The organism is Dactylosporangium sp. CA-233914, assembly GCF_050942935.1.
Taxonomy (GTDB): domain Bacteria; phylum Actinomycetota; class Actinomycetes; order Mycobacteriales; family Micromonosporaceae; genus Dactylosporangium.
Genome location: NZ_CP192030.1, coordinates 9,091,050 through 9,108,124, shown reverse-complemented (window position 1 = coordinate 9,108,124; position 17,075 = coordinate 9,091,050). Strand labels below are relative to the sequence as shown.

Below are 17,075 nucleotides of genomic sequence, written 5' to 3'. Positions count from 1 at the left end.
CCGGTCACCTCGCTGCAGGTGACGTACGACGACGCCTCCGGACGGGTCGCCACCATGCAGGACGGCGACGGCGCGGCGTGGACTGTCACCCAGCCCGTGTTGAGTAGTGGCAGCCGGATCGTCACCGTCGCCTCGACCGGGCGCGACTCGGTCACGTACGGCTACGACCCTGCTCGCGGCGACGCCCTGGTGAGCCGTAAGACCGGTGTCGGCACCGAGCATTGGGACTACGACGCCAACGGGTACGTCAACAACTACAAGGACGCGAACGGGCGCGAGCGGCAGATTGCCCGCGACGCTCGCGGCAATGTCGTGGCCGACAGTGTCTTCCGGTCCGGTATCTGGGCGATGAAGACGTACGGCTACTACTTCAACGCCGCGGATCCACTCGATCCGCGCAACGACCGGGTCGTGTGGAACTCCGGCGCCCGTAACGGCTGGGACATTGATCCGGCCAACCGCATCACGTACGAGCTGGACGTGGCCGGTCGCACGACGAAGATCGTCAACCCGTCACTGGCTGGCGCCGTGTCGCCCACGGAGACGATCGAGTACACCACCGGATCGGAGACGGCCGTCGGTGGCGGGACCGTCCCTGCGGGACTGGTGAAGCGATCGACGAACAAGCTCGGCGGCGCGACCACATACGAGTTCGACTCGCGCGGTAACCAGGTCCGCTCCACCGACCCGCTGGGCCTGAGCACGGCCTACGGCTACGACTTGCTCGGCCGGAACACCTCCCGCACCCAGAGCGCTGTCGTCGACGGTCAGACGGTGACGTACGGAACTTGGACCACCACCTACAACGCGGCCTCGCTCGTCGACAACGAGACCGCGCCCGGTGTTACGAACCCGGTCACCAACGTGACCCATGCCAGGACAACGTACACGTATGACGCCGGCGGGCACGTCACGACGACAGCCCTCGCCGACGCCACCGGCGGTGACGCCAACCGTATCTGGACCTACACCTACGACACACAGGGCCGGCGACGTACGTCCACAGGGCCCGACAACGGCACGACGACGCAGGAGTGGAACACAGCCGGCGACATCGCGAAGGTAACCGAGCCGAACGGGCTCGTGACCGAATACCGCTACGACGACCTCCGCCACCTCATCGAGACCACCGCCGTCGGGACGGGCGTCGATCCCGCGGACCCGAACGCCAACCGGCTCGTGCTGGAGTCGCGGGCGTACGACCCGGCCGGGCAGCTGGCCAGCGTCGTGGACCCGATGGGCCGGGAGACTGACTACACGTACTTCAGCGACGGCCTGCCCGAAACGGTGAACCTGGTCCGCCGCGACGGGCAGGGCAACATCACTTCCACCGAGCAGCTTGCCAAGTATGAGTACGACTATGGCGGCAACCTCACCCGGGTCATCGGCGCAGGCGGGGTCATACGCGACTACGACTACGACGACGGCGGCCTGCGCAACCGCGAAAGCATCGACCCGGCTGGCATCGCCCGCTCGACCATCTCCACGTTCAACGCGGCCGGGCAGGTCACCCCTCAGCGGCGGACCAACGGATTCACGTTCATGCCCAATCGCTCCGCCGAGACCCCCTACCTGTTTGACGCCGGTGGCTCCCAGGTGGACCCGGCCGGCGACCGGTACGCCGACGGCAACGTGACCTTCACGTACCGCTTCACATTGCCCGCCGACACAACGACTGCCACGCTCAACGTCGAGATCGACAACCAGTACGTGGTCCAGCTCAGCACCGACAACCAGCACTGGCGCGAGGTGCTGCGCGAGACGCGGGACGTCCGGAACGGCTCAAACCGAGCCCAATGGTTCCTCAACCTGGCCACCGAACTCGCCACCTCGAAGACGATTTACCTCAAGATCGGCGACAGCCAGCCCGCCAACGGCTGGGGCGGTGCGCTGTCACGCGTCGCCATGGAATACACGCGGGCCGGTGACAAGCCCTCACTGACCACCATGACGTACGACGTCAACGGCAACCAGACCGGCATCTCGATCGACAACACCGGCGGCAGCCCGGCGACGCTGACCAGCCAGATCCAGTACGATCCGCGCGGCCTGGTCCGGCGCATCATCGACCCCGCCGGCGCCACCACCGACCGCACGTATGACAGCAACGGCGAGCTACTGACCGAGACCCAGCCATCCCGGACCGTCTGGCGCAACGGCGTCTCCACGAACGCGGTCCGACCGGTCACCACCTACGGCCGCAACACCTTCGGCGACCCGACCAACCTGCGCGACGCCTACGGCAACCTCACCTCGGCCGAGTTCGACGGGCTCGGCCGGCCCACCCGGGCAACCCTCCCGCCGTACACGCCACCGGGCGGCACCGCGCTCACACCCACGGCCACGTCCAGCTACACCCTCGACGGCCAGCTCGCCCAGCAGACCGATCCCCTCGGCCGCACGACAACGTTCCAATACGACAAGTTCGGCCGGCTGACCCTGCGGACCGATCCCGACCCGGACGGCGACGGACCGCTCACCGCTCCCCAGTGGTCGAACGCATACGACCGCGCCGGCGAGACCACACAGACGATCGATCCGACCGGCGCGCAGACCACGGCCACATATGACGACCGCGGCCAGCAGATCACCACGACCGCCGCCGAGCGCGTCGCGGGCCAGACCCTCTACTACACAACCACCTACGGCTATGACGGCGCCGGCAACCGCACCAGCGTCAAGACGCCGCTGAACCACACCACGACCGCCGAATACAACGCCGCCGGTGAGGCCACCAAGGTCGTGAACCCGGCCGGCACAACGCAGGAAAGGCGCTACAACGCGATCGGCGGCGTCACGGCGCAGATCCTGGCCGGCACGCGGGCCACCAGCTACATCTACGACGCCGCCGGCCGGCAGACCGGGCGCGCCGACCACCTCGTCACCGGCGGCGTGCTGTCGGCACCGTTGCGCACCACCCAGACCACGTACGACGCGGCCGGACGCCCCCTGGTGATCACCAGCGCGGAAGGCCGCAAGACCGAGTACACCTACGACGGCGCCGGTCAGAACGTGGCCGTCACGCAGCTGCGGGACCCGCTCGATGCCGGGACCGCCGTCACAACGCAGCTCGGCTACGACGCACTCGGCCAGCTGACCCGGGTCGTCGACGGCAACGGTCACGCGACCGACACCGGCTACAACCCCTGGGGCCTGCCGACGGACCTCACCGAGGGCGGCAATGCCACCTGGACCACGGTCTACGACGCGGCGGGACAGGCGATCAACACCACGGCTCCCGGCGGCGTGTCGACTACCACCACCTACGATGCGCTCGGCCGGATCGTGGCCGAGAGCGGCAGCGGAGCGGAACAACCCACCATCACCCGTACGTACGGCTACGATGCCGCCGGGCGTTTGACCCTCGCCAGCAGCCCGACCGGCGACACGACCTACGTCTGGAACGACCGGGGTCTGCAGACCGGCACGTTCAGCACGGCCGGCGACGCGACGTTCGGTTACGACGGCGAAGGCAACCTCATCAGCCGTACGGATGCGTCCGGGTCGGGCGCGTTCGGCTACGACGCGGCGGGTCGCCTCACCACGATCACGGATGCGCTGACACCGCGGGTCGCCACGCTGACGTACGCGCCGACCGGCGAGTTGGCCGGCATGAGCTACGGCAGCGGCAAGCCGTCCCGGGCCATGACGTACGACGACCTCGGCCGGCTCAGCACCGACACGGTGAAAGATGCGCTGGGCGCCTCGGTCCTGTCCACGACCTACACCTACGACCGCGACGACCTACCGAAGACCCGCAACACCAACGGCTTCGCCGGCGGCGGGAACAACGCCTACGGCTACGACGGCCTCGGCCGCCTCACCACCTGGACCCGACCGGACGGTCAGCAGATCACCTACGGCTACGACGCCGCATCGAACCTGACCACGACTACCGGGCCTGGCGGAACCCGGACCAACACCTACGACGCGCGCAACCGCCTGCTGACCGCCACCGGCGGCGGCGAGCCCAACATCACCAGCACCTGGACCGCCCGCGGCACGCTCAGCACGAGGACCACCAACGGGAGCACGGTCCAATACGGCAACAACGCGTTCGACCAGCCGACGTCGGTCCAAGCAGCCGGCTTCACGGTCCAGTACACCTACGACGCCCTGGGCCGACTGGCCCAGCGCAATGGCACCAACCTGCTGTACGCCGACCTGACGAACAACGCCGTCCGCGCACCCACGGCGTTTGGCGATGCGCTGATCTTCCGCACGCCCGCCGGCACGGCATTCTCGGACAAGTACGGCACCGATCCCGGCCGACTTCTGGTCAACGACCAACAGCATGGCGACCAGCTCGGCGCGATCGGCAACCAGAGCGGCAACGTCCTGGCCTCCCGCAGCTACACGCCCTACGGGCAGACCACCGCCAGCAGCGGACCCTTCTCGACCGGCTTCCAAGGCGGGTACACCGACTTCAACACCGACCTGGTCAACGCGCACGCCCGCTGGTACGACCCGGCGACGGCAGGCTTCCTCGCGCGTGACCCGATCGACGTCTCCGTCGACCGTCAGTCGGCCACCAACCGCTACGCCTACGGCTACGGCAGCCCCCTGGCCAACGCCGACCCCACCGGCAACTGCCCCCCGTGCGGCGGTGTCGCGGCCGGCATCGCCGTCGGTGAAATCGTCGAGGGCCTGATCCTGTTCACCGTCCTTTACGCCGGGGTAACGGTGGCCGCCAACAACTACGCGAAGAACTGCGGCGGCACGGACGGCGGATGCTGGCCACAACAGCAGCAGTACAGCTCGTCCCAGTACATGGCCCCGTCCATGGACCAGATCCGTGGCCTCGTCTCGGCGATCGGCGACCTGAACCTCTACGCCGAGGTGAACCGGCAACTGGCCTGGAACGCGACACCTGCAGCCATTCTTGCCTACATCGAAGCGCACTACTTCACCGTGCCGGCGGTGAAGGCCTTCAACGAGGCCAACAACATTACCTTCGGTTCGTCCGGCACTGCGGCGGGTGTAACCACCGCGCCGTCGGACCCGGTGTCAGTGCCGATCACATCCGACCCGCCAATCGCCGCCCCGCCACCACCCATCACCCAGGCACCAGCGCTGGTCCAGCCACCCATCAACCTAGCCGGCGCCGGCGGCCAACTGATCACACTGTCGTCGCCGGCACAACCGCCGGCGCGACCGCCGCGAACCTGCCGAACGTTCTGGCGGCCAGCGCGAGCGACGCGGACGACCAGAACCCGCTGTTGATCCCCTCGACCGCGAACGCGATGGTTAACTGGTACGCCCAGCAGGCGATGGCAGACCTCACCGGCACGAAGGATCCGCAGTGCAACGACGACGAGACCAAGGCTTTCCTGCAGGGCATTGTTGAGTGGGCTGCCACCTTGGTGACCGACAGCTTCGGCCGCGGCGGCATCAACGGCAAGGTGTCAGCGGAACAGTGGCAGGCCGTCGAAAGAGGCAAAGGGTTCCCGAGCCCCGAGATGCAGCGCGGACAAGTCGTTCATGATCTGACGGCGGATATTCTTGAACTCATGTTTCCGGAACAATGGAAGTATCGCAGAGGCGGAACTGGGGACGCCAAGGGTCCCGATTATACTCACCGAAATACCGGCTATAGAGTTGAATTGAAGACTGGCGGCGGTGACCCGCACAAGCCCGGAGGCGAGTTCAAGAGGTTTGTGGTAAGGGGTCCGGAGAACCGTAAGGCGCTCTACCAGGATTGCGGCTGGGCGCAGTACCACATCCCCAGGGATTAAGGACGGAGACCGGTACGGGATGCAGCTGGTGAATGGATTTCTTACGGCGAATGCCGAACACGTTGTCGAGATCAATGCCCTCGAATTCGCCGCTGGGCGCCCGGTCGTGGACTTCTCTGCGTTGGATGCAACGTTCGAGCGTTGCTCGTTCCGGATGTTGCGGCTCGAGGAGTTCGTGGTGGGCTCCGGAAGCTCGGTATCCGAGTACGTCGACTGCGTCTTCGATGGGATGCAGGCGGATCTGCTGCGTGGGCGGGCGCGGTTCGTGCGTTGCTCGTTTCGTGACGTTGCGTTCGGTCGGGTGTCGGGTCGGTCGATTTCGCTGATCGATTGTGTGTTCACGGGAGTGCTGGAAGATGCGGAGTTCTGTGCCCGGGACGTCGGCGGCGACGGCGGGGAGAACGAGTTCCGCGGCAACGACTTCAGCGACGCTGACCTGCAGCAGGTCGGCTTCCGGTACGGAATCGACCTGTCCGCTCAGCGTCTGCCGGAGGGAGGCGACTATGTCTACGTTGCGGACCTCGATGCCGGGCTGGCGGCGGCGCGGGACGCGGTCCTCGGCTGGCCTGCGGCGCAGCGGGACAGTGCGCAGGAAAAGATCGGCATCTGGACGGCGGAACTCGAGTCAGGACAACGGCAGCTGCTGCTGCGCCGGTCATTGTGGGGAACCGACGAGGCGGGCCGTGGCCTGCTGGACCTGTTCGGTCGGCTTCGGTAGGTGCGGTACGGAATCGACGCGGAGAGTTGGCGGCGTGGAGTTTTGGGACAGATATCCGATCTCGATGATGATCGTCTAATCTGGCCAAAATCCCGCGGATCGTGGCAGTGAGGTCGACCCGGTTCGAGTGCGTGACGTCCGTCCGTTCATATCGATCGTCAGCGAAACTGGAACCACGGGGCGGGGCGTGTGGTGGTCTGGGCGACCGGCAACGGCCGCAGGTCTCTCATCCGCACGGCGTTGGCGGAGCGAATCGGAGCTTCACCCATATGCTGGACATGTCAGGTTCGGACGGCGACCTCCAACGGTTTAGGTGACGGCGTCGGCCGCCCAGTCTCCAGCGCCAAAACGCGGCCGCGGCCGGCTCGGCCGTGGGGGGCATTCATCAGGCCTTGTCGCCGAGCACCGCGAGCGGTGCGGGCCCCGTTGACGTAGATGGCGTCGGTCCATCGGCCGCGGGGTGTGTCCCGCCATCGGCGAAGTTCCGCGGCGAGGCGCTGGTCGATCCACCGTGCGATGGCGCCCTGCGCGGTCGTGCCGAACCAGCTGCCGAGGACAGCGGTGATGACGCTCATGCCTGCGATCATGGAGTCGGCCATTGCGGCGAGCACGGGTGCGGCTGGGGACGGTGCCGTGTCGTCAGAGGTGTTGCAGTACGTCGCTGGCGTGCATGATCTGCTCGTTGGTGACGTCGCGGTGGGTGACGGCCCGGACCTGCTGTGGGCCGACGGCGACGAGCAGGACGCCACGGCCACGGGCGGCCGCGGCGAATGCGGGGGCAGTCCAGCGGGTTTTGGTGAGGTCGAGTAGGACGATGTTGGTGTGGACCCGGCCGGGGTCGACAATGCCGCTGAAGGCCAGGGCGTTGGCGAGGTTGCGGGCGCGGTCGTGGTCGTCGGCGAGTTGTGCAAGGTGGTGGTCGAGTGCGTAGCGGCCGGCGGCGGCGAGGACGCCGGCTTGGCGCATGGCGCCGCCTGCTCGAAGCCGTAGCCGCCGCGCGTCGGTGATGAGGTCGTGTGACCCGGCGAGGACGGCTCCGGCCGGCGCACCGAGTCCTTTGGAGAGGCAGACTGCGACGGTGTCGAACTGCCGGCCGTAGGTGTCGAGTGCGGTGCCGGTCGTGATGTGGGCGTGCCAGAGACGGGCGCCGTCACAGTGCAGGGCGACGCCCGCGCGGCTGGCGACGGTGTGGAGGGCGGTGAGCCGGTCGAGCGGGTGGATGATGCCGCCGGGGAGGTTGGCGGTCTGTTCGATGGCGATCGCGCCGGTGCGCAGCGCGAAGCCGCCGCCGGTCCGGATCATGCCGGCGATGGTGGCGGGGTCGATGAACCCGTCGGGGCTGTGCCAGGTGCGGGTGGTGATGCCGCCGTGGACGGCGGCGGCGCCGCCTTCGTAGCTGACGACGTGGGCGTCGTCGGCGCAGAGGAGCTCGCCGCCGTGCGGTACCAGGGCTTGGACGGCGACTTGGTTGGCCATGGTCGCGGTCGGCAGGAACAGTCCGGCTTCGTGGCCCAACAGCCCGGCGACGCGATCCTCGAGCGCGCGGACGGTTGGGTCCTCGCCGTAGACGTCATCGCCGACGTCAGCGGCGGCCATGGCGGCACGCATCCCCTGGGTGGGCCGGGTGACGGTGTCACTGCGCAGGTCCACGACGCGTTGCTGGTGACTGCTCATGCGTCTACTCCGTGGTGAGCCGGGATGGTGTCGGCGAGGTGGGTGATGGAGGCTGCGACATGCTCAGGCTGTTCGAGCGGGAGGTCGTGGCCGCCGTCGACCCACCGCACGGGGACGATGCGGCCGGCTCGGTCGAAGGTGTGCAGGAGCGCCTGCAGGTGCGTAGCGGCCGCTGCGGGATCCCTGGGCCGGGCGAGGACCGCAACGGTCGGGGCGGCGGTCGCTGCGAGGGCCGCGGCCGGGTCGTGGCGCCAGAGGCTTCGGGCGGCTTGGATCTCGTGTTCGACGGCGAGCCGAAGCCCTACTGGTCCGGGATGATCCGGGGCGGTGGTGGGGTCGGGTTGGTAGTTGGCGAGCAAGGCGGGGACGGCGGCAGCGGGAAGTCCGTGGCCGCGGGCCCAGGCGGCGAGCATGGCGGGTGTTGGGGCGATGCGCCGGTTGAGCAGCATGCGGTACTGCGCCTCCCACCAGCTGGCCCCGAACAGGATCTGCGGGCTGTAGACGCCGCCGTCGACGAGGCACAGCCTGGCGACGAGGTCGGGTCGGCGGGCGGCGAGTTCGAGTGCGATGGTGGCGCCGAGGCTGTGCCCGGCGATGACGCATGGCCCGGTCGCCAGGGCGTCGAGCACCGCTGCGGCGTCGTTGGTGAAGGCGTCGACGGTGTAGCCGCTGGGTGGGGTGCTGGACTGGCCGTGACCGCGGTGGTCAAACCGGATCAGGCGCAGGCCGGGTAGCCGATCGGCGACAAGGTCCCACCAGCGGTGCGTGCTGGCCAGCCCGTGCAGCAGGACGACGGGCGGCCCGGCCGCGACAACAGTCCCGCAGGTGTCGTAGACGGCGAGGTTAACGCCTGCGGCGACGGTGACCACGCGGTACGGGTTCGCGAGGGTGACGTTCACACGGCGCTCCTCGATGCGATGGCCGGGCCGAGCGCCGGGGCGGGGGCGAGGTCGTCGATGGCGGCGGCGATGCCGGCCGGGGTGCGGTTGAGGGCCACCGCGACGTACGGGACTTCGAGGCCGAGGACTTCGCTCAGCGCGACGCAGAGCTGGGCGACGAGCAGCGAGTGCCCGCCCGCGTCGATGATGTCGGTGTCCGGGTGCACAGGTCGGTCGAGCGCGGCCGTTACGACATCGAGCACGGCGGCCAGCGACCCGCCTGGCAACAGATCTTCCCTGTCGTGCGTCGCCGGCGCTGCGGCTGTTGCTTGCGCTGCCCGGAGGGACTCGCGGTCGACCTTGCCGGCGGCGGTGAGCGGCAACGCCGCGACCACGTGGATGGCGGGCACCGCGTGCGGTGGCAGCAGTGCCGCGGCGTGCCCATACAGTGCGCCGGCGAGGTCGGCCTCGGGCAGCCCGCCGGTGTAGTCCGGATCGGCGGCAACATGCGCGATGAGCCGGCCGGCGACGGCGACGACCGCGCAGGCGCGCACGGCGGGGTGGGCGGTGAGGATGTGCTCGACCTCGCCGAGCGTGAGCCGGTGCCCGCGGATCTTGACCTGGTCGTCGGTGCGTCCCAGGTAGACGAGGACACCGTCGGCGCGCCGGGTGGCGAGGTCGCCGGTGTGGTACCAGCGGCGTCCGCCTGTGTCGGTGGTGAACCGGGCGGCGGTGGCAGCGGGGCTGGCCGCGTAGCCACGGGCGACCCCGATCCCGCCGACGACGATCTCACCGACCGCACCTGGCGGCTGAGGGCGGCCGTGCTCGTCGACAACCTGGACGGTTACGCCGGGCAGCGGCGTGCCGATGTGCACCTCCTGGCCGGGATGGAGCTCGCCAACGGTGACGGCCACGCTCGCCTCGGTCGGCCCGTAGCCGTTGAAAAACCGGCGTTGCGGGCTGGCCCAGCGTTCGACCAGACGCGGCGGGCATACCTCGCCGACTGCGACGACGGTGCGCAGGGCGGGCAGGTCGTCGGAGGGGAGGGCGGCGAGGACCGAGGGGGTGAGCGTGGCCACGTCGACGCGGTGTTCGCGTAATGTCCGGGCCAGGGTTGGTCCGCCCGTTCGCGCGGTGTCGGGGGCGAGCACGAGCGTGGCACCGGCGGTGAGGGTCATGAGGATCTCGGCCATCGCGGCGTCCCACGACCAGGCGGCGAACTGCAGCACCCGGGTCTCAGCGCTGACGGCGAACCGCCGCGAGAGGGCGGTGGCCATGTTGATGACGCCTGGGTGCTCGATCAGCACACCTTTCGGGGTACCGGTCGAGCCGGACGTGAACACCACGTAGCACAGCGGGCCCTGCACTGGCTCCAGGCCGACCGCTGTTGCTGCGGCTGCCGGCAGCAGCGGCGAAAGGTCCGGGATGGGGTCGGCGGCGCGGACGAGGCGGACGGCGGAGGTGGCGGCCATGTACTGCAGGCGCCGGGCTGGCCAGTCGGGGTCGAGGTAGAGCACGGCACCGCCGGCCCGCCAGACCCCGAGCACCTGGACAAGCCCGTCGACGGATCGCGGCCGCCAGACCCCAACCACCTCGTCCGTGACGACGCCAGCCGCGGCGAGCTGGGCCGCGACCGCGTCGGCCCGGCGAGCGAGCTCCTGGTAGGTCACTGCCGTGCCGGTCGCGTCGATGACCGCGACCGCGTCGGGCGCCGCTCCGGCCTGCTGCCAGATCAGATCCGCGACGGTGCCCATCGTGGCGATGCTGCCAATGCGCGGGCTCATCGGGCACCCGCCGTGTCGGTGCGGTCGAGCTGGACGGGCAGGTGTGCCAGGCCGCGGAGGTTGGCGTTGTGCCGCCAGCGGCGCCCCGGCCGGGGCCGCAGGCGCGTGTACCGGGCGGTGAGCATGCGCACGGCGGTGTCGACCTCGAGCCGAGCCAGCGGTGCGCCGAAGCAGGCGTGCGGGCCGTGGCCGAACGTCATCGGGCGGCCCGGCCGGTCCAGCCGGATCCGGTCCGGCTCGGGGAACACGGCCGGGTCGCGGTTGGCGGCGGCGAGCATCAGGACCGCGCTCGCCCCGGCCGGCAGCACCTGGCCGGTGGACAGGGTCACCGGCTGCAGGAGTCGCCGCGCGGTGTACTGCGTCGGCGGGTGCAGCCGGCCGAGCTCGGTGACGGCGTCGGGGACCTGCTGCGGGTCCTCTCGCAACACTGTCCAGAGGCGAGGTTCGTCAGCCAGGGCCATGAGGACGGCGGAGAGCAGGTTCGTGGTGGTCTCGTTCCCAGCGGTGATCAACATCATGAGGTTGGCGATCAGCGCGTCGCGGCTGATCGCGCCGTCGTGCATCGCCGCGACGAGCACATCGATCATCGCCGTGCCGGGCGCCTTCTCGCGGTCGGTGACGTGCTGGCGGAGAAACGCGGCGAGTTCCGCGACGGTGTGCAAGGTCGCCGCCCGGTTGGTGGTCGGCACGTGCCCGGGGGCGGCGACCACGTCACCCCAGGCCAGGGACCAGCGGCGGATCGTTGCGGTGCTGACGTCGGCCGGGATGGCGAGCAGCGCTCGGGTGACGTCGATCGGGATCCGGGCGGCAAACCCGGTCACCAAGTCAGGCATGGACTCGCCGGTCAGGTCATCGAGGGCTGCGGCGACCGCGTCCGTGACCAGGCTGGCGAGGCGGGTGCGCACGTGCCGGACCTGGACCGGTTCGGCCAGCACGCGGCGCAGCCGGCGATGCTGCTCGCCGTCGACGAACGACACGTGCAGGTCCAGCGCCGCGAACGCCTGCTCCAGACCGGCGCCCGGGAACCGCGCGAGCATGCCGGCGTGGTCCATCACGACCGACGCGGCCGGGTGCGCCAGCACCGCCCGGACGTCGGCGTGCCGTGGCACCAGCCATGCCCCGAGGACCGGATCGAGCACCGTGCCGGCGTCCAGGAGCCGATCGTAGAAGCCGCTCGGATCGGCGATGGTCTCCGGCAGCTGCAGCTGCAGCAGGCTCAGCCGGTCGAACTCGTGGGCGGCAACGGTGGACATGATGCTCCTTCAACCAAAGGGGGGTGGCGCGGTCACCGCACAACGCGTGCCGCGGTGGCCAGGGGGTCAGGCGGGCCGGTGAGACGCTGCGCAGCCGCGGCGAGCAGCCGATCGCCGGCCAGCCGGGCGAGGGTCATGCCGGCGCCATCCGGGTTGGCCGGTGCCAGCCAGCGCAGCGCGGCAAGTTGTGGCGGCTGCCGGTCGGCGTTCGGCGCGGCGCGGACAACGAGCAGGCATGGCACGTTGGCCGGGATACGGACGTGATGCAGCAGAACCGGCTGTGTGGTGACGCGAAGCCACCCGGCTACCGGCGGCGCGGGTGGCATGGCGGCGGCGATGAGGTCGGCCCGCTGCCCGGCGTCGGTGGCTAGGCCGGCGACCGCGGCCGGGTCGTGTGTGATGGTGACGCGCAGGGCGTCGATGAGGCGGGGCAGTAGCTCGGCGGTGGCGTCCCAGGCCGCGGCGAACAGCGCGCTGCACAGGGCGGTGATGTCGTCCAATGGCACGAGGTCGGCGCCCGCGCCCCGGCAGGCCAGCAGGTCGTCGACCACCGTATCTGCCTGGTTCGGGTGCAACACGCCCGTTGGTGCCGCCGCACGGTCACGCACGAGGCGGCCCACGATCTCGCGCAGCACCGCGAGCGGCAGCACCGCCTCCGTCACCGGTGCGATGCACGCATCCGCGAGCTGGTCACGGAGCGAGCGGACTCGGTTGATCGTGGTGGCGCAGACGCCGAAGATCGAGCTGACCACCGCGCGCACCAGCTGGTCGACCGGCGCACCGCCTCCAGCCGGCCACGAGGTCGCGCCGCCGGACATATCGGCGAGCGTTGCAGCGACCTGGTCGGCGTGGACCCGGACCCGGTGGCCCCAGACGAAGCCAGCCTGCACGGTCGCCGCCGGCCAGACGATCCGCAGCATCGCCCGCGCTCGCACATCCAGCGGTACCGCCGGCGCCCGGATCGGTGACCGGGCCAGCGCATCGCGCCAACCGTGCGAATCGTCGCCCAGCACGGCCGGCACGGGCACTTCGCCGAACGTCGCTGGATCGCAACACGCCTGGCCGACGACGGTGTCACCGGCGATCAGCCACAAACCGGAGGGTTCGTCGAAACCGACGTGCTCCCCTGCCGGCGCGCGGCGCGCGAGTGCTGCCGCGGTGGCGTTCGGGAGCGCCGCCAATGGGTCGAAGCGCAAGGTCTGGCTGGCGGCAGGCGTGGGCGCGGTGTGCTGCGGCGTGGTCACCGTCAAGCCCCCCGGCCCTGACGGCGACCACGCCGCGGATACGGCCGGACCCGTTCGGCCACGACCAACAGCACATGCCGCGTTCGCGGGTCCGGGATCAGCTGCTGCTCGACGGACGCGACCGCCGCACGCAGCTGCGCCGCACGCTGCCGCCCGGACTCGGTGGCCAGCAACTCAACCTGCCGGTGATCGCGACTCGGGGTACTCCGGCTGACCCACCCCAACCGCTCCAACCGGGCCACGGCGCTACGCGTCGTGCCCTGCGCCATCCCCGTCGCGGCAGCCACCACATGCATCCGCATGGCGTCCTGGCCGTCGATGATCGCGGTGAGCGCCGCGAACGCGGTCCAACTCACCCCGGCCGGCTCGAGCACCCGCCGTTCGACCTCACCACGCAGATGTGCGGCCACCCGCGCCACGGCGAGCACCGCCCCGGCCGGCGACGTTGCCGGCGCATGTGTCGGCCGTGCGCCGGACGGCCCGGACGTCGGCGCGGTCACCGGCTGCGGTTCCACAACCGATGGGCCGTCCAGCCCTTCGGCCGGTGCCGGCCTCGATACGGCGGCGCGAACCTCGCCGTCCAGCCCACGGCCAGCCGACGCCAGACGGGCGGTTTCCTCACCTGGTTGCTCGTCATCGAAAGGCCCCCGTCGGCGTCAACGCGCACACGCGCAGCAGTCAGACACGCGTCCCGGCTCCCAGACCCGAAGGTCGTCTGGAGGGGGAGACGCACGCCTCGACCTTGCCGGTCCCGCCGGTCCGGCGATAGTTGGCCAGGGTTAGCCAGTTTTCGATGCCGCCGGAAGATGCTGTGAGCGGCCGGTGCCACGATGCGCCGTGACCTCGATACGCCTGCCGCCGAGGCCGGCATACATCGCCGCCGCCAGACGAGTCCTCGATGCGGTCAACGTTGCGGCGCTCTGGTACCGAAGACCCGTGACGAGCTGGGCAGCACGGAGCGCGCGAACGCGGGACTTGGATGTTCGCCGTGGGGAGTCGTGCATCGGCGCAGCATGTGCGCCTGGGCGACTCGCGGGTTGGGCTGCGTTGCTGCGCAGCCCAACGGGCCGCGCTATTTCTGCGGGCGCGCCAGGTCGGCCTTGGCCCGGTGGAGCAGCACACGACCGAGCGCACGGTCGTGCCCGATCATGCGCCGGTCGCCCGGCACCCACGACGCGGCGCACTGCGTGCAGAACATCGCCCGCCGCCAGGCCGTTGCCGCCGCCGCGTGGGCCGCGCCAAACTGCTCGTGGGCCCGACGCCGGGCCAGCGCCTTCAGCCCGGACACCACAGCCACGACCACCGCGACCGTGCCGAACAACTTGAACGCGACGGCGTTTTCCTCAGACGGCGAAGCGGCGGTACCGAACGCCAAGAACGCGAACAACGCGACCGCGCCGACCGCCACGCGAACAGACCGCTGCCATGACGGCAACTGGGCCGGCGGCGCCAGCGCGGCGGACAGTCCCGTCTCGGCTCGCGCCTGACCCGTCGAGCGGCCGTGCACGCCACCCGGGCCGTGCCGGAGCGCGATGTCGATCTGCGCCCGGCCGGACTCGTACAGCATCGGGACCGCCACCGCGTGATGCTCACGATCACGCGGGCAGCGATGCGCCAGCGAGCGGCCCGACCTGGCGCCACCGGTCGCCGCAGTGCCCCCACGGGCGGTCATGTCGTTGTTGCTCATCCCGCGCCACCTACTCCCGCCATCGAAGAGATCGATACCCGCAATGCTGATTCGCCCCGTTTCTCCTGTCCACCCCCTTCGGACACGGCAGGCTCAACATCCGAAGCTCCGGCGGTGCCACGGCCTGCACGCGCGTCGTCGCGGTCCTGCTCGGTGATCAAGCCTGCCTCGACCCAACTCCGCATGACGCGGCTCGCGTAGTTGTTCGTACCGGCCACCCGATCCAGGTCTGCCCCGGTGACCGGAATCCCGGCGGCGCGGCACTGCTGGAAGTGGGACCACATCATGCTCTGCGCGTCGCCGTCAGCTGCCCGCGAACCGGCTGCCAGCGGCGCGACCGCGCGGTCCGGAGCGTCCTGGCCCCCTGGACCGTCGTCTCGTCTCGTCTCGTGACCGGCCGAGACTCCGTCCCGTCTCGTCTCGCCGCTCACGCGGTAGGCCGGTCTTGTGCGCTCGACTCTCGTCTCGTCTCGTCTCGACTCCAGTCTTGTCGGCAACGGCGTCTCGTTTTGCGAGACTGTCTCGCTCAAGTCGGCGGCGTCGACCAGCGCACTGGGCTGGCCGGCGAGAGTTCCGGCCAGAGTCTCGTCTCGCCCGGCTTGGCGAACCTTCTCGAGACCTGCGGCGGATTCCGGATCACGGGCGGGTGTCTGGTCTCCGTCGAGCCGACCGATTCCTGTCGAGGCCGTCGCGGTCGAGCCCGCAGCCGCTCCGAGAAAGGCCGGCTCCGAGGCAACCCCGCCATGGCCTTGGTCTCGCGCATCGTGCGTCGGCTGCTGTGCCGCGTTCCCGTCTCCGCCGAATGGCCCGGGCTGGGCCGGGACGACAGCGACGGTGCTGACGGCCCCTGCGGTGTCGATGGCCAGAGTGCTGCGCTGCCGATCGATCTCCGCCCGCAACTCTGTGACGACTTCAGCGAAGAGCCGCTGGAATGACCCGGCCGCCTCGGCGACTACCAGGATCAGCAGCGGCCCGCAGGCGTGGATGCCCAACCCGACCCAGTCCAGGCCCAGCACCGGGCCAGCGATGTTGAGCGCTAGCGTCATCGTTGCCGTGATCCACCGCAGCGCGGTTACCCACCCGGCCGTGCGGCCGTACTGGTGCATGATCCGGTCGCCCCACAGCCCGATGCACATCGCGAGGTCCACCATCAGCGGCAGACCCGGAGCAGTCCACCGCAGCACGCCGTGCTCGATGAGCAACGGCGTGACATTGACCGCTCCGTAGACCATCACGCCGAATGCGATGCCCCACACGGCGCGGTTGATCCACCCGCCGGTCCGCTCCACAACGGCGACATCGCGCTCCAGCCGACGTACCCGACGCTCACGCCAACCCGGATCGAGACGATCCTGATCGACGTCAGGTCCGGGGCGCGCACGTACGCTGCTCTTTGCCATCTCTCTTGCACTCCAAGTCGAAAGAGGGGTGGACGGCCTCAGCGGGCGGCAACCCGCCGAGGCCACCTTGATCAACTAGCGGTGTTGCCAGCCGGAGGGCCGCACACGGGGTGCTTGGCGAGGCTGGCCAACTACCGCAGGTCACGCAGACACGGCATCGTGTAGGCGACGTTCCGGACACGCCGACGGGGGACAGGAAGATGGACAGCACGGCTCGGACCATGACGGCCTGCGGGGCCGCGGCACTCGTAGGTCTCGGTGCCGGACTCGCACTGGCACGACAGCTCACGAAACCTGATCGCCTCAGCCCCTCGGCAACGGACCGCCGGATCGACCTGTCTCGGCCCAGCGTCGCCTACCTGGCCGGCTACATCCGCGGCTTCGAGGATGGCGATTCCCGAGCCGCCGCGTAGCTCCTACCGGCCCCAGCCGGACATCCCGCCGCCCACGATCGCCCCCTTGCTGGCTCACGCCAGCGAGGGGGCGATTCGCATCCGCGACACCACGCAACGACCGCCGCGCGATGCTCTCGACCGCCGTGGGTTAGCGTTCGCAGCGTGAAACCGGTAGCAAGATCGGTAGCGAAACCATGCCCGGATCCACCAGGTCCCACAAGGGCACAGAGGGTAATCGTTGCAGCTCAATACACCTGCTGTGACCGGCTATGATCTGCCAGATCCTCCCGAGGCGACACCTTGTAAT

General features: G+C 69.9%; 11 protein-coding genes. 3 read left to right on the top strand and 8 right to left on the bottom strand.

The annotated features are described in order from the left end of the window. Nucleotides 1-18: 18 nt before the first annotated feature. Genes ACQPY0_RS40715 through ACQPY0_RS40705 form a run of 3 tightly spaced genes read left to right on the top strand, consistent with a single transcriptional unit; the run spans nt 19 to nt 6,453 of the window. The gene (locus tag ACQPY0_RS40715; protein WP_432973553.1) at nt 19-5,223 is read left to right on the top strand and encodes an RHS repeat-associated core domain-containing protein; all 5,205 of its coding nucleotides are present in this window, start codon (nt 19-21) and stop codon (nt 5,221-5,223) included. After that, the gene (locus ACQPY0_RS40710) at nt 5,220-5,735 is read left to right on the top strand and encodes a hypothetical protein (protein ID WP_432973550.1); all 516 of its coding nucleotides are present in this window, start codon (nt 5,220-5,222) and stop codon (nt 5,733-5,735) included. The genes ACQPY0_RS40715 and ACQPY0_RS40710 overlap by 4 nt, the downstream gene beginning before the upstream one ends. A gap of 19 nt (nt 5,736-5,754) precedes the next feature. Beyond that, complete coding sequence (locus tag ACQPY0_RS40705) at nt 5,755-6,453, top strand: hypothetical protein (protein WP_432973547.1); 699 nt, start codon at nt 5,755-5,757, stop codon at nt 6,451-6,453. 639 nt (nt 6,454-7,092) lie between these two features. Here ACQPY0_RS40705 and ACQPY0_RS40700 read toward each other — a convergent pair. The 8 genes from ACQPY0_RS40700 to ACQPY0_RS40665 all read right to left on the bottom strand — a co-directional run bounded on the left by ACQPY0_RS40700 (nt 7,093) and on the right by ACQPY0_RS40665 (nt 16,373). Then, on the bottom strand, nt 7,093-8,127 hold the full coding sequence (locus tag ACQPY0_RS40700) for a threonine aldolase family protein (protein WP_432973545.1): 1,035 nt from the start codon (nt 8,125-8,127) through the stop codon (nt 7,093-7,095). Further along, entirely contained in the window at nt 8,124-9,026 is a 903-nt protein-coding gene (locus ACQPY0_RS40695) for an alpha/beta fold hydrolase (RefSeq protein ID WP_432973542.1), read from the bottom strand. The genes ACQPY0_RS40700 and ACQPY0_RS40695 overlap by 4 nt, the downstream gene beginning before the upstream one ends. Continuing rightward, a complete protein-coding gene (locus ACQPY0_RS40690; protein ID WP_432973539.1) occupies nt 9,023-10,789 on the bottom strand; it encodes a non-ribosomal peptide synthetase in 1,767 nt (588 codons plus the stop codon). The genes ACQPY0_RS40695 and ACQPY0_RS40690 overlap by 4 nt, the downstream gene beginning before the upstream one ends. After that, nucleotides 10,786-12,042 carry a cytochrome P450 gene (locus ACQPY0_RS40685; protein ID WP_432973536.1) on the bottom strand — a complete coding sequence of 419 codons (1,257 nt, stop codon included), beginning with the start codon at nt 12,040-12,042 and terminating at the stop codon, nt 10,786-10,788. Before ACQPY0_RS40685 ends, ACQPY0_RS40690 begins: the two co-directional genes overlap by 4 nt. 32 nt (nt 12,043-12,074) lie before the next feature. After that, the gene (locus ACQPY0_RS40680) at nt 12,075-13,286 is read right to left on the bottom strand and encodes a hypothetical protein (protein WP_432973533.1); all 1,212 of its coding nucleotides are present in this window, start codon (nt 13,284-13,286) and stop codon (nt 12,075-12,077) included. A 2-nt stretch (nt 13,287-13,288) separates the two neighbouring features. Beyond that, nucleotides 13,289-13,705 (bottom strand): MarR family winged helix-turn-helix transcriptional regulator, encoded by a 417-nt coding sequence (locus ACQPY0_RS40675; protein WP_432973530.1) that lies wholly within the window; start codon nt 13,703-13,705, stop codon nt 13,289-13,291. A gap of 653 nt (nt 13,706-14,358) precedes the next feature. Continuing rightward, a complete protein-coding gene (locus ACQPY0_RS40670; RefSeq protein ID WP_432973527.1) occupies nt 14,359-14,973 on the bottom strand; it encodes a hypothetical protein in 615 nt (204 codons plus the stop codon). Beyond that, nucleotides 14,970-16,373 carry a hypothetical protein gene (locus tag ACQPY0_RS40665; RefSeq protein ID WP_432973525.1) on the bottom strand — a complete coding sequence of 468 codons (1,404 nt, stop codon included), beginning with the start codon at nt 16,371-16,373 and terminating at the stop codon, nt 14,970-14,972. The genes ACQPY0_RS40670 and ACQPY0_RS40665 overlap by 4 nt, the downstream gene beginning before the upstream one ends. Between the last annotated feature and the right edge of the window lie 702 nt (nt 16,374-17,075).

Coding starts and splice junctions, on each gene's coding strand:
- ACQPY0_RS40705 (WP_432973547.1), top strand. CDS start 5,755: ATGCAGCTGGTGAATGGATTTCTTACGGCGAATGCCGAACACGTTGTC.
- ACQPY0_RS40690 (WP_432973539.1), bottom strand. CDS start 10,789: ATGAGCCCGCGCATTGGCAGCATCGCCACGATGGGCACCGTCGCGGAT.
- ACQPY0_RS40685 (WP_432973536.1), bottom strand. CDS start 12,042: ATGTCCACCGTTGCCGCCCACGAGTTCGACCGGCTGAGCCTGCTGCAG.
- ACQPY0_RS40700 (WP_432973545.1), bottom strand. CDS start 8,127: ATGAGCAGTCACCAGCAACGCGTCGTGGACCTGCGCAGTGACACCGTC.
- ACQPY0_RS40670 (WP_432973527.1), bottom strand. CDS start 14,973: ATGAGCAACAACGACATGACCGCCCGTGGGGGCACTGCGGCGACCGGT.
- ACQPY0_RS40665 (WP_432973525.1), bottom strand. CDS start 16,373: ATGGCAAAGAGCAGCGTACGTGCGCGCCCCGGACCTGACGTCGATCAG.